Annotated in this window: 9 protein-coding genes; 7 read left to right on the forward strand and 2 right to left on the reverse strand. The window is 69.8% G+C overall.

Annotated elements, in window-relative coordinates; translation table 11 throughout:
• Nucleotides 1-3 precede the first annotated feature (3 nt).
• The 7 genes from asnB to ACWDNU_RS09800 are packed head-to-tail and all read left to right on the forward strand — an operon-like array spanning nt 4 to nt 10,502.
• Nucleotides 4-1,908 (forward strand): asparagine synthase (glutamine-hydrolyzing), encoded by a 1,905-nt coding sequence (gene asnB / locus ACWDNU_RS09770; protein WP_449668497.1) that lies wholly within the window; start codon nt 4-6, stop codon nt 1,906-1,908.
• Nucleotides 1,905-4,070, forward strand: a complete 2,166-nt coding sequence (locus ACWDNU_RS09775; protein WP_449668498.1) for a bi-domain-containing oxidoreductase — start codon at nt 1,905-1,907, stop codon at nt 4,068-4,070. Before asnB ends, ACWDNU_RS09775 begins: the two co-directional genes overlap by 4 nt.
• Nucleotides 4,070-5,950 (forward strand): alginate lyase family protein, encoded by a 1,881-nt coding sequence (locus tag ACWDNU_RS09780; protein ID WP_449668499.1) that lies wholly within the window; start codon nt 4,070-4,072, stop codon nt 5,948-5,950. The genes ACWDNU_RS09775 and ACWDNU_RS09780 overlap by 1 nt, the downstream gene beginning before the upstream one ends.
• Nucleotides 5,947-7,476, forward strand: coding sequence for a right-handed parallel beta-helix repeat-containing protein (locus ACWDNU_RS09785; protein WP_449668538.1), 1,530 nt, complete (start codon nt 5,947-5,949; stop codon nt 7,474-7,476). Before ACWDNU_RS09780 ends, ACWDNU_RS09785 begins: the two co-directional genes overlap by 4 nt.
• Nucleotide 7,477: 1 nt before the next feature.
• On the forward strand, nt 7,478-8,686 hold the full coding sequence (locus ACWDNU_RS09790; protein WP_449668500.1) for an O-antigen ligase family protein: 1,209 nt from the start codon (nt 7,478-7,480) through the stop codon (nt 8,684-8,686).
• On the forward strand, nt 8,683-9,852 hold the full coding sequence (locus tag ACWDNU_RS09795; RefSeq protein ID WP_449668501.1) for a glycosyltransferase family 4 protein: 1,170 nt from the start codon (nt 8,683-8,685) through the stop codon (nt 9,850-9,852). Before ACWDNU_RS09790 ends, ACWDNU_RS09795 begins: the two co-directional genes overlap by 4 nt.
• Nucleotides 9,853-9,860: 8 nt before the next feature.
• Complete coding sequence (locus ACWDNU_RS09800; protein ID WP_449668502.1) at nt 9,861-10,502, forward strand: phosphatase PAP2 family protein; 642 nt, start codon at nt 9,861-9,863, stop codon at nt 10,500-10,502.
• Between the two features lie 54 nt (nt 10,503-10,556).
• Here ACWDNU_RS09800 and ACWDNU_RS09805 read toward each other — a convergent pair whose 3' ends face one another.
• Together ACWDNU_RS09805 and ACWDNU_RS09810 are read right to left on the reverse strand one after the other, a co-directional pair.
• A complete protein-coding gene (locus ACWDNU_RS09805; protein WP_449668503.1) occupies nt 10,557-11,720 on the reverse strand; it encodes an SGNH/GDSL hydrolase family protein in 1,164 nt (387 codons plus the stop codon).
• 22 nt (nt 11,721-11,742) lie between these two features.
• Nucleotides 11,743-13,206 (reverse strand): FAD-dependent monooxygenase, encoded by a 1,464-nt coding sequence (locus ACWDNU_RS09810; RefSeq protein ID WP_449668504.1) that lies wholly within the window; start codon nt 13,204-13,206, stop codon nt 11,743-11,745.
• Between the last annotated feature and the right edge of the window lie 7 nt (nt 13,207-13,213).

A 13,213-nucleotide genomic window follows, 5' to 3' on the forward strand; every position in this document is an offset into this window, starting at 1 on the left:
CGCATGTGCGGCATCGCGGGCGCGTACAGCTGGCCGGACGGCGGCCCGCTCACCGACCGGCTCACCCAGTGCCTCGCGCACCGGGGGCCGGACGGCGACGGCCGCTACGACCACCGGGACGTCCACTTAGGACACCGTCGGCTGTCCATCGTGGACCTGTCGGAAACCGGTGCGCAGCCGATGACGGCCGAGGGCCTCGCCCTGACCTACAACGGCGAGCTGTACAACGCGCCGGAGCTGCGGGCCGAACTCGAAGCCGCCGGGGTCCGGTTCCGCGGCACCTCCGACACCGAGGTGCTGTTGCGGGCCTGGCGAGAGTGGGGAACGGACTGCCTGCCGCGGCTGCGCGGGATGTTCGCCTTCGCGGTGTACGACGAACGCACCGGTGAGCTGGTGCTCGTGCGGGACCAGTTGGGCATCAAGCCGCTGTTCTTCGTGCGTCGCGGGGGAGGGGTCGTGTTCGCGTCGGAGCTGAAGGCGCTGGCTCGCGAACTCGGCGACACCTTGAACGTGGACCAGGCCGCGATGATCGCGTCGCTGCTCTACTACTGGGTCCCGGACAGCCGGTGCGCATACCGCGAGGCGGAGAAACTGTCGCCGGGCACTTGGCTGCGGTTCCGGCCGGACGGCAGCACGGACACCGGCGCTTACTGGTCGCTGCGCGAAGTCGCCGAGGAAGGCGCGGCGTATCGCGGCGAGGTCGACCTGCACGCGGTCGTCGAGGATTCCACCCGCAAGCACCTGCTGTCCGACGTCCCGGTGGCGACCTTCCTCTCCGGCGGCCTCGACTCCAGCTACCTCACCGCGCTGGCCGCGCGCGAGCAGCCGGGGATTTCGGCTTACACGATCGGTTTCCGTCCGGAGGACGCGAAATTCGAGGCAATGCCGGACGACCTGCGCTACGCCCGGATCGTCGCCCGCCAGTTCGGCGTCGACCTGCACGAGATCGAGATCGCGCCGGACGTCCAGGATCTGCTGCCGCGGATGACGCACCACCTGGACGAGCCGATCGGCGACCCGGCGGCGATCAACTCGTACCTGATCTGCTCGGCCGCCCGCGAGGCCGGTGTGAAGGTGCTGCTGTCCGGGATGGGCGCGGACGAGCTGTTCGCCGGATACCGCAAGCATTTGGCGAACCTGCTGGCGTTGCGGTACCGGCGGGTGCCGGGCGTGGCCCGCCGGGCGATCGGGGCGGCAGTCGACCGGCTGCCGGTCGCGTCGTCCACGCGCGGTTACCGGTCGGTGCGGTTCGCGAAGCGGTTTCTGTCCTTTGCGGACCTTCCGGAGGAAACGGCGTTCCGGCGCAGCTACACCATGTACGACCGGGCCGAGCTGCTCGACCTCGTCTCGCCGGATCTTCAGTCCGAAGTGGACGATGTGCTCACCGAACACGCGGACATCTACTACGACACGAAGCTGACCGACCAGGTCAACCGGATGTGCCTCGCCGACGCGCGAATGTTCCTGCCGGGCTTGAATCTCACCTACACCGACCGGTCCACCATGGCCGCTTCCACCGAGGTGCGAACGCCCTTTGTGGACATTGAAGTGGTCCGGGCCGCGTTCCGGGTGCCGGGCCGGGAGAAGATCGCCGGCCGGCAAGGCAAGGTGGCGTTGAAGAAGGCGGCCACCGCGATCCTGCCCGACGAAATCGTGTACCGGCCGAAGGGCCTGTTCAGCGCGCCGCTGCGGGCGTGGATGAGCCGGGACCTCGCGCCGCTGGTGCGGGAGGTCATCGAAGAAGGCGTCCTGGTCGAGTCGGGTTTCCTGCAGCGCGACGCCTTGCGCAAGCTGGTGGCCGAGGACGCCGCCGGGCGCGAGGACCGCGCGAAACATCTTTGGCACGTGCTGACCCTCGAGTACTGGTACCGCGGGGCCCTCCGCGGCGAGCGGCTAGGAGTCCAGTGAAACAGGTAGTGCAGAACTACAAGAGCGGCGAGCTGGCTCTGCTCGACGTCCCGGTGCCGGCGTGCAAACCGGGCGGCGTGCTGGTCCGCAGCCAGTACTCGCTGATCTCGACCGGCACCGAGATGATGAAGGTGTCCGAGGCCGGGATGTCGCTGCTCGGCAAGGCCCGGTCGCGGCCGGACCAGGTCGCGAAGGTCATGCAGAGCGTCGCGACGAACGGGCTCGCCGCGACGTATCGGAAGGTGTCCGGGAAGCTCGATTCCTATACGCCGCTGGGCTATTCGCTGTGCGGCGTGGTCGAGCAGGTCGGCGAGGGCATCGATGACGTGGTGGTCGGCGATGTCGTGGCATGCGCGGGGAACGAGCACGCGCTGCACAGCGAGCTGAACTGGGTGCCGAAGAACCTGTACGCGAAGGTCCCGGCCGGGCTTTCGCCGCGGCAGGCGGCGTTCGCGACCGTCGGTGCGATCGCGATGCAGGGCGTCCGGCGCGGCGAACCGCAGCTCGGCGACCTCGCGCTGGTGATCGGGCTCGGGCTGATCGGTCAGCTGGTGGTGCAGTTACTGGTGGCGAGCGGCGCGCGCGTCGTCGGCGTCGACCCGGACGCGCAGCGCTGCGAACTCGCGCGGGAACTGGGCGCGCTGGCCTGCGGGCATCCGGCGTCCGGCGAGATCGACCAGGCGGTGGCTGAGCTGTCCGGCGGACACGGCGTCGACCAGGTGTATCTCGCCGCGGGCGGGGCCTCGAACGATCCGGTGGAGCTCGCTGCGCGGCTCGCGCGCGACCGCGGCCGGGTGGTCGACATCGGCAAGATCTCGCTGAACCTGCCGTGGAACGCTTACTACGAAAAGGAACTCGACGTCCGGTTCTCCCGCTCCTACGGGCCCGGCCGTTACGACCCGTCCTACGAGCTGGAGGGGCGTGACTACCCGATCGGCTACGTGCGCTGGACGGAACGGCGCAACCTGGAGTGCTTCCTCGACCTGGCCGCGCGGGGCAAACTCGACGTGTCGCCGCTGATCAGCCACACCGCGGACTTCGCGAAAGCGGTCGAGACCTACCGGGCGCTCAACGAGGGCGAGCTGAAGGCGGTCGCGGTGCTGTTCCGCTACCCGGACGCGCCGCCCGCCGAGGACGAAAGCGTGGTGTCCGCGGTTCCGGCGGCTCCGATAGTCGATAAACGGACGGATCCGTTGCAGTGGCTGCGGATCGGGTTCGTCGGCGCGGGCAACTACGCGTCGTCGATGATCCTGCCGCACCTGGCCGGGGACGAACGCGTGCTGCTCACCGACGTCGTCACCACCTCCGCGCTCTCCGGGGCCAACGCGAAGCGCAAGTTCGGTTTCGTCGCAGCCAGCACCGACGTCGACGCACTGCTGGAGGACGACCAGGTCAGCACGGTCTTCGTGGTGACCAGGCACAGTTCGCACGCTGAGCTGACGCGGCGGGCGCTCTTGGCGGGCAAGGCGGTCTTCGTGGAGAAGCCGCTCGCATTGTCGGAGAAGGAACTGCGCGGCGTCGTGGACGTGGTGGCGGAATCGGGCAACGACCGGCTGCAGGTCGGGTTCAACCGGCGGTTCGCGCCGCTGCTGGTCGAGGCCAAGAACCAGTTCGGCCCGCGGGTCGGCCCGGCTTCGGTGCGGTACCTGGTCAACGCGGGCCGCCTGGACGCGAACAGCTGGTACAACCAGGCCGATTCCGAGGGCAGCCGGTTTGTCGGCGAGGGCGGGCACTTCATCGACACGGTCAGCTGGTTCCTCGGCAGTGACCCGGTTTCGGTGTACGCCACCGGCACCCCCGGCAACCACGACCTGCAGGTGCTGCTGCGCTACGCCGACGGCTCGACGGCGTCGATCAGCTACATCACCAGCGGCAGCACCGCGTTCCCCAAGGAAACGCTGGAGGTGCTCGCCGACGGCAAGGTGCTGAAATTCGACGATTTCGTCCGCGCCTCGGTGTTCGGGCGCAAGCGCTGGACCAGCTCGCGGCTGCCGAAAGCCCGGGACAAGGGGCAGCGGGCCGAACTGGACGCGTTCATCACCGCGTTGAAGACCGGCGTCGCGATGCCGATCAGCCTCGACTCGCTCGTCTCCACGACGCTGGCGACGCTGGCCGTGCACCGCAGCCTCGAAACCGGCGCGCCGGTGCGGTTGGAGCAGTGATGGACCCGTCCTGGTACCTGCGCCGGCTGTCCGCGATGGGGCCGGCGGAGATCGTCGGCCGCGTCGGCGACGTCGTGCGCAAACAGCGGTGGCGCGGCGAATCCCAGCGGCAGCCGACCTGGTCGCCGACCCGGACGTTCCCGGCCTGGCCCGCCGAGCCGGAGGTGCCCGCGACCGGGAGCGAAAGGCTGGTCGCGGCGGCGGATCGGCTGCTGGACGGGCACGCCGAGTACTTCGGCGTCGCACGGGACGACCTCGTCGCGCCGGATTGGGCGTTCGATCCGAAGACCGGCCGTCGCGCGCCGGGGGACCGGTATTCCTTCGAGATCCCGTACCGCGACGAGAACGCGATTGGCGACATCAAGCAGATCTGGGAACCCTCGCGGCATCAGCACCTGACCGTGCTGGCCGCGGCGTACCAGGTGACCGGCGACGATCGTTACGCGCACCGCGTGGCTGATCACCTGAAGTCGTGGTGGGCGGCCAATCCGCCGATGCGCGGCGTGCACTGGCTGAGCGGGATCGAGCTGGGGATCCGGCTGCTGTCCTGGGTGTGGGTGCGCCGATTGCTGGGCGGCTGGTCCGGCGCGCCCGGGCTGTTCGAGGACAACCCCGAGGCGTTGCGGCAGATCTGGCACCACCAGCGTTGGCTCGCGGCGTTCCCGAGCCGGGGCACGTCGGCCAACAACCACGTGCTCGCCGAGGCCACCGGACAGCTGGCGGCGTCGTGCGCGTTCGACTGGTACCCGGAGTCCGCCAGCTGGCGATCCGCCGCGATCCGCTCGCTGGACTCGAATTTACGGGCCAACACCTTCACTTCCGGCCTGAACCGCGAGCTGGCCACGGAGTACCACGGCCTCGTGCTGGAACTGGGCCTCGCCGCCGCGCTGGAAGCCGGACCGCGGCTGCCGCGCTCGACCTGGCTGGAACTTCGGGCGATGTGCGACGCCCTCGCGGCCATCGTGGACTGTGCCGGACGGCCGCCGCGCCAAGGCGACGCCGACGACGGCTACGGCCTGATCGTGGACGGACCGGAGACGGACCGCTGGCACTCGCTGCTGGCCACCGGCGACGCGCTGTTCGGCCGCGCGGAGTGGTGGCCGAAGCTACCCGACGACGACGTACGCACCGCATTGTTCGCCGCGCTGCGCTCCCGGGTGCCGCAACTCGACAACTCCCGCGAGCGTCCGGTTTTCTCCGACGCGGGCATGACCATCCTGCGCAGCGACAACGGCCCGGAGATCTGGTGTCGCTGCGACAGCGGTCCACACGGCTTCCTCGCGATCGCCGCGCACGCGCACGCCGACGCGTTGTCCATCGAGGTCCGGCACGACGGCGTCGACATCCTCGCCGACCCGGGAACATACTGCTACCACGGCGAACCCGAGTGGCGCACGTACTTCCGCTCCACGCTCGGCCACAACACGCTGCAGCTCGGCGGTGTCGACCAATCGACTTCCGGTGGCCCGTTCCTGTGGACGCGGCACGCCAACTCGCGCACCCTCGCCGCGACTCCCACCCAATGGCAGGCCGAACATGACGGTTACGCCCCGGCGCTGCACCGCCGCACCGTCGAGCTGTCCGGCCGGACGCTGACCGTGGTCGACGAGGTAACCGGCGGCGGACCCGCCAAACTCGCCTTCCACCTCGGGCCGCTGCTGTCGGCCGAGCTGGACGGAAACACCGCGCAGCTCACCTGGCCCGGCCGGACCGCGACGCTGGAACTGCCGCCGCAGCTCGTCTGGACCGCGCACCGAGGCGAGACGAATCCGCCGCTGGGCTGGTATTCGCCGGGCTTCGGCCGCCGCGAACCCGCCACGACGCTCGTCGGCTCCGGTCCCGTCACCGGGCCGCTGACCACCGTGCTCCGCCTGCCCTGATGTCGAGAGGATCCACCGTGCGAAGGATTTTGGTGCCGCTGCTGGGAGCACTGCTCCCGCTCGCGCTGGCTTCGTGCAGCTCGTCCGGAGCCGCGCCCGCTCCGGTCACCGGATCGACTACGCCGCAGGGCCCGGTCGCCGCGGTCTGCGATCACGTGCCGCCCGGCCCGGCGACCGCGCCGGCCGGGGCCGTCCAGGTGGATCCGGCCGTGGTGGACGACTTGTCGGCCAAGACGAAGAACTCGCCGGCGGGCACCACGTTCTGGCTCGCGCCCGGCACGCACCGGCTCACCGACGACGAGTACGCCCAGGTCCAGCCGAAGGACGGCGACGTCTACCTCGGCGCTCCCGGCGCGGTCTTCGACGGGCGCAAGAAGAACCGGTACGCCTTCGTCGGCCCGGCCAAGGACGTCCGGCTCGAATCGTTCACCGTGCAGGGCTTCACCGCGCCGCGCGACGAGGGCGTGGTCAACCACGATTCGGGCCCGGGCTGGGTCATCCAGCACCTGACCGTGCAGGACAACGACGGGGCCGGGCTGATGGCCGGGCCCAAGCAGCAGATCCTCGACAGCTGCCTGCGGCGCAACGGCCAGTACGGCCTGAACGCCTACTCCGGCAACGCCGTGGTGACCGGGCTGGTGCTGCGCGGAACCGAGATCACCGGCAACAACACCGGGAACTGGGAGTCCAAGGTCCCGGAGTGCGGCTGCACCGGCGGCATGAAGTTCTGGGCGGTGGACGGCGCGGACGTCGTCGGCAACTGGGTGCACGACAACCGCGGCACCGGGCTGTGGGCCGACACGAACAACAACGATTTCCTGATCGAGGGCAACCTGATCGAGAACAACGACAGCGCCGCGATCATTTACGAGACCAGCTACAACGCGATCATCCGCGACAACACGATCCGCCGCAACAACCTGCTCGACGGCCGCGCGCATGCCGATCGCGGCGATCCGTTCCCGGCCGCGACGATCTACATTTCCGAGTCCGGCGGCGAACCGCGGCTGAAGGCCCGGACGAGCAATCTCGAAATCTCCGGAAACGTGCTGCAGGACAACTGGAACGGCATCATCCTCTGGGAGAACGCCGACCGGTTCTGCAACAGCCCGGCCAACACCTCCAGCGGCTCGTGCACGAAGCTCGTGCCGAACGTCGCGACCTGCTCCGCGCCGGCGATCGCGAAGAAACCGCTGTACAGCGACTGCCGGTGGAAGACCCAGCGGGTCGTGGTGCAGCACAACCAGTTCACCCTCAACTCGAAGGCGCTCGGCTGCGAGGAGGTGTGCGGCCGGATGGGCGTGCTGTCCAATTTCGGCAGCTACCCGAACTGGTCGCCGTACCAGGGCGAGGTGATCCAGCAGGCGATCACGTTCCAGCAGGACAATTCCTGGCACGACAACGCGTACGCCGGTCCGTGGACGTTCGTCGCCAAGGAAATGAGCAACATCGTCGGCATCGGCGAATGGCAGAGCGCGCCGTACCACCAGGACGCGAATTCGAGCTACAAGCCGAACGGGGGCTGACATGGCCGAATTGACCGCCACGCTGCCCGCCGAAACGAAATCGGTGCCGAAAGCGGTCGGCGCGGCCTGGGCGTTGCTCGTCCTCAACACGCTCGGCTCGACCGGCGCGCAGACGGTGATCCCGTTGCCGCGCACGGTGATCCAGCTGGTCACCATGGGCGCGCTGATGACCGCGTTCCTGCTCGCGCTGGTGCTGAACCTGCGGATCCGGATCCGGCCGAGCGCGTACCTGCTGCTCCTGACCTTCCTGCTGCTCACGAGCATCGTGGCCAGCGTGCACCTGGAATCCGGGTACGGCTCGCTGTTCCGGTGCTTCCGGTTCTCGGTGTTCGTCGCGACGCTTTGGCTGCTCAGCGGCTGGTGGGACGGGTCGTTCGCGTTCGTGCGGGCGCACATCCGGATGTTCGGCGCGGTGCTGGCCTCGGTCGTGCTCGGCCTGGCGATCGCGCCGGGCAAGGCGATGCCGGACATCTACGGCGGCCGGCTTTCCGGCGCGGTGTGGCCGCTGACGCCGCCGCAGGTCGGGCAGTACGCGGCGGTCATCGCCGGGCTCGCGGTGCTGATGTGGCTCGGCAAGAAGACGGACGCCAAGAGCGCGTTGATCGTCGTCGTGCCGTCGCTCGGGCTGCTGCTGCTCACGCACACCCGCACCGCGACGCTCGGGCTCGTCGCCGGGCTGATCGTCGCGCTGCTGTCGCTGGGGCTGGTCAGCGCGCGGGCGCGGAAGGTGTTCGCCGGGATCGTGCTCGTGGCCGGTTTCGCCGCGGTGGTGCTGGGCGGCCTGCTGCAGGCGTGGTTCCTGCGCGGGCAGAGCACCGACGATTTCTCCAGCCTGACCGGCCGCGCGAAGGTGTGGGACGCGCTGCTGTCCGCGCCGCGGACCGGATTCGAGTACATCTTCGGCGTCGGCCTCACCGACAAGTCCTACGACGGCCTGCCGATCGACAACAGCTGGCTCGCGATCTACCACGAGCAGGGCTTCGTCGGGATCGGGATCGTCGCCGCGATGCTGCTGGTGCTGGTCGCGATCGCGGTGCTGCGACCGCCGTCGGTGGCGAGGGCGGCCGCGATTTTCCTGATCGCTTACGTGATTTCCGCGTCCTACACCGAGGCCGGGCTCGGCGACGCGTCGCCGTATCTGCTGCATCTGGCGGTGGCGGCGTCGTTGCTGGCCGCGGGCGAGGCTCCAGCGAGGGAGAGGCTGGCGTGAAGGTTCTGGTGGTGCACAACCGCTATCGGTCCGAGCAGCCGAGCGGCGAGAACAACGTGGTCGACGCCGAGGTCGCACTGCTGTCCTCGGCCGGGATCGACGTCCAGCGGTTCGAGCGGCACAGCGACGACATCGCCTCGATGCCGTTGGCGCGCAAGGCGTTGGTGCCGTTGCAGGTGCCGTGGAACCGCGCGTCGCGGACGGAGCTGCGCGCACGCCTGGAGGTCGAGCGGCCGGACGTCGTGCACGTCCACAACACTTTCCCGCTGCTGTCCCCGTCGGTGCTGGCCGCGTGCGCCGACGCGCGGGTGCCGGTGGTCGCGACGCTGCACAACTACGGCCTCGTCTGCCCGCCCGGCACGCTCTACCGCGACGGCCGGATCTGCACCGACTGCGTCGGCGGCCTGCCGGTCCCCGCCGTCCGACACGGCTGCTACCGCGATTCGGCGGCCGCGACCGTGCCGATGGCGGTGAACCTGCTGGTCAACCGCGATCGCTGGCGGACTGGCGTCACCCGGTTCTTCTGCATTTCCGACGCTCAGCGCCGCCTTCTCGTGGATGCCGGACTTCCTGCGTCGCGGATGACCGTGAAGCACAATTTCGTCCCCGATGAGGGTCGGCGGCGTGTCGGCGAAGGCGAGCACCTCCTGTTCCTGGGACGGCTCACCGAGGAGAAAGGCATCCCGCTGCTCAAAGCGGCTTGGGAGCAATACTCCGGCAAACTGCCGTTGCTGATCGCCGGGACCGGGCCGCTGTCCGACCACATCGCGGCCTGGGCTGCTGGGCGGGACAACGTTTCGTACGTCGGGCTCCAGGACCGGGCTTCGTGCCAGGAGTTGATCGCCCGCGCGGCGGCGGTCGTGGTCCCGTCGACGTGGCTGGAGGCGTTCGGTCTCGTAGTGGTGGAAGCGATGGCCGCCGGAGTGCCGACGGTCGCGCCCGCGCATGGAGCCTTCGAAGAGCTGGTCACCGACGGTGTCACCGGCTTGCTGCACACGCCCGGCGACGCGGCGGCGCTGGCCTCAGCGTTGTGCGAGGTGGCCGACCCGGAGCTGAACCAGAAGATGGGCGAGGCCGCGCGGCAACGGTACGACGCGGACTTCACCCCGGAAGTCGGGTTGAAACGGCTGCTCGAGGGCTACGAGGAAGCGATTTCGGCGGTATGAAGGACGGTGTGCGCGACCGACTGAAGACCTCGCCCCTGGCGCTTCCGATCGTTCTGCGCACACCGTCGCTGGTCCTGGCGGTGCTCGGGCTCCTGGCGTTGATCGCGCTGGGCGTCCGCTTCGCCGGGCACTCGGTGCCGAGCGCGTTCGACGCCCCGCTCCTGCCCGGCCCGGACCTCATTGGCGACCCGTGGTGGTACTTCGCGACCGCGATCGACTTCTGCGGCGAACCCTTGGGCGCGGTGCTGATCCTGCTCCTGGTCATCGGCGGCTGCCTGCTAACCCACCGCCCGCGAACGGCGGTGCTGTCCGTGGTCGGCTGCAGCCTCACGGTCGGGGTGACTTCGGTGCTGAAACCGCTGACCGGCCGGACGATCCACGGCAGTTACTTGTCCTTCCCCAGCGGCCACACCGCCTTCGCTACGGCTTTGGCGTTAACCGGCGCTTACGTCCTGGCCGGTCGCTTAAGCCGGTTCGCTGCGGTGATGTGGCTGCTGGGTCTCGCGTTGGTGGCTGGCTTCCTGATGGCGTGGGCCGAGGTCGGGTTGGGCGCGCACTACCCGACCGACACGATCGGCGGCTTCGCTGCGGCGCTGGCGATCGTGCCCGTCACCGCCTACTGGATCGACCGGATCGCCGATCGTCCGTGAGGGGAACCCTGAGGGAATCAGATTCCCTCAGGGTTCCCCTCACGCACAGTCGGGCTAGTGCCGGAACAGTTCCAGGTCGAAGGCGTCGGCGATCGCGGCGTGTCCGGTGTCGTTCGGGTGGACGCCGTCGGCGGTGACCAACTCGGCGCGTGTTTTCGTCGGGTGAGCGGGATCGCGCAGCGCTGCGTCGAGGTCGGTGACCGCGTCGAACTCGCCGCTGTCGCGGATCCAGCGGTTCACCCGCTGGCGGGCTTCCTCGAACTCCGGGGTGAAGACCGGGGAGCTGCCGATCGGCGGCAGCGTGCAGCCGATCACGCGCAGGCCGTGCGAGTGCGCCCGGGCTCGGGCGAGCAGGAGGCGGTAGCCGTCGATGAGGTCGTCCGCGGTGGCCCGTTCGCTGTCCGGCATTCCTGGCAAGGAGCCGAAAATCAGGTCGTTCCCGCCCTCGAACAAGATGAGCCAGCGGGCACCGGGGCGGGCCAGCACGTCGCGGTCGAAGCGGGCCAGCGCGCTCGTGCCCATGCCGTCGGTCTCGCGCAGGACGCGGTTGCCGGACATGCCCATGTTGACCACCGCGCGGGGCGGAAGACCCGGCTCGGCGGCGAGTCGGCGGGCGAGCACCGAGGGCCAGGGCGCGTCGGTGCCTGGCGTGGTCTCCATCCCGTCCACCAGGGAGTCGCCGAAGGCGATGACGGTGGCCGCGGTGTGCGGCGCGAGCACGTCGATGCCGGTGAGCCACAGGTACGAATGGAACTCGGCGGCGTCCCGCAGGTCCGGTTCGGCGGTCTGGTCGCCGGGCGCGAGCCACGCGGTGCGGAGCCCGACCTCGTGGACCGTCGGGGTGACCTTCTCGTCCGGGAGATACAGCGAGACGGTCAGGTCCGTCTGCGGGGAGACGGCGTACTCGATCGGGTCGCTGTAAATCTGCGCGCCAGTCGGCAGCACCACTTCGGCACGGTCGCCGAAGGTCAGCCGCACGCCGTCGAGGAAGGCCGCGCCGATGCGGACCGGCGCGTGGCCGAAGGAGTTCGAAAGGGCGACGCGCACAGCCGATCCGCCGACCGTCGAACGCGCCACCATGCGGACGGTTTGCGCGCTCACGGTGTCGAGAGCCGGTGCCGGCGGCGCCTCGTCGGGCATCTCCGGCCCGCTGCCCGGCTCGGCCGCGGGTGCCAGCTGCTGCGCGGTTCCCCAAGCAGCGATCCAGTGGTTTTCCATGATGTCTACCTCCAGGTACGGGTCAGAACCAGCGAGAAAGGGCGTCTTCGAACGAGCCGTGGCCGCTTGCCCAGGCGACGATTCCGTCCGGCCGGACGAGCACGGCGTCGTAGCCGAGGTCGTCGCGCACTGGGATGGCCTGGTACTGGACTCGGTAGCGCGCCGCCGCGTCGCGCAGTCGGTCGTCGGCGGTGAAGTCGAGGGCGACGCCTCGGCCGTCCTGCAGCAGTTCGCCGAGGCGAGTGCCGTCGGCGAGACGGAAGTCCGGCGCGTTGTGGCCGACCAGTTCGTCGCCGAGGTCATAGCGGAGCGACAGGCCGGACGTGCGGGCGAAGACGTACGTGGTGCCGTCGCGGGTGGCCATCAGGTCGCGCACCACGGCCTGGATCGCCCGGGAGTGCGGATCCGGACGCATGACCGCCACCTGGGCGCGTGACCAGTCGAGCACCTTCGCGCCGACCGGATGGCGTTCGGTGGCGTAGGTGTCGAGCAGTCCGTCCGGCGCGTGCCCGCGTACCGTCGCGGCGAGCTTCCAGCCCAGGTTCATGGCGTCGCCGATGCCGAGATTGAGCCCCTGCCCGCCGAGCGGCGAGTGGATGTGCGCGGCGTCGCCGGCGAGCAGGACGCGGCCGCGCCGGTATTCGGTCGTCTGCTTGGCCCGGTCGGTGAAGCTGGACGCGAGCTGTACCTCGTCGAGCGTCACGTCGGTACCGGAAACGCGGCGCAGCACCGCTTGCAGGTGCTCGCGGGTCAGCGGCTGGGAACGGTCGTACGTGCCGCCATCGAAGTCCATCACGCCGAAGTGGCCGGGCGCGGGCATCGAGACGTACATGCCGTCCGGGGTCAGGTTGAAGCCAGGGCTCAGCTTCTCGGGATCGGCGATGGTCGCCAACGCGACGTACCCGGTCAGCTCCGGCTCGGTGCCGGCAAAGGAAAATCCCGCGAGCCGGCGCACCGTGCTGCGGCCGCCGTCGCAGCCGACGAGCCAGCGGGCCGGGTACTCGTCCTCGCCAGCCTGGACGACCACGTGCTCGTCGTCCTGGAAGAGACCGGAGACCGAGACGCCGCGCCGGATCTCGGCACCGAGCTTGACCGCCCGTTCGGCCAGCACCGTCTCGACCGCGTCCAGGCTGGTCATGATGCCGTCCAAGGCCGGGCTGGGCAGCCGGTAGGGCAGGCCGGCGAGGTCGACGTCGGCCGGGTCGAGCGAGGTACCGGCGAAATGGCCGATCCAGCGCGGGCGCATCTGCTCGTCCTCGGCGGGCGGCAGCCCGGATTCGGCCAGCAGCGGGGCCAGCATTCCCCGGCGATAGAACGCCTCGGCCGACCCGCCGGACAGTCCCCGCATCCCGAGCGGCATCGTCCGCCACGGGGAATGCGGGTCCGGCTCCTTCTCCAGCACCAGCACCGAACAGCCCGCGAGAGCCAGTTCGCCGGCGAGGAACAGGCCGACCGGCCCGGCTCCCGCGATCACTGCGTCATGCATGACAACC

It is taken from the genome of Amycolatopsis sp. NPDC003676 (assembly GCF_053587275.1).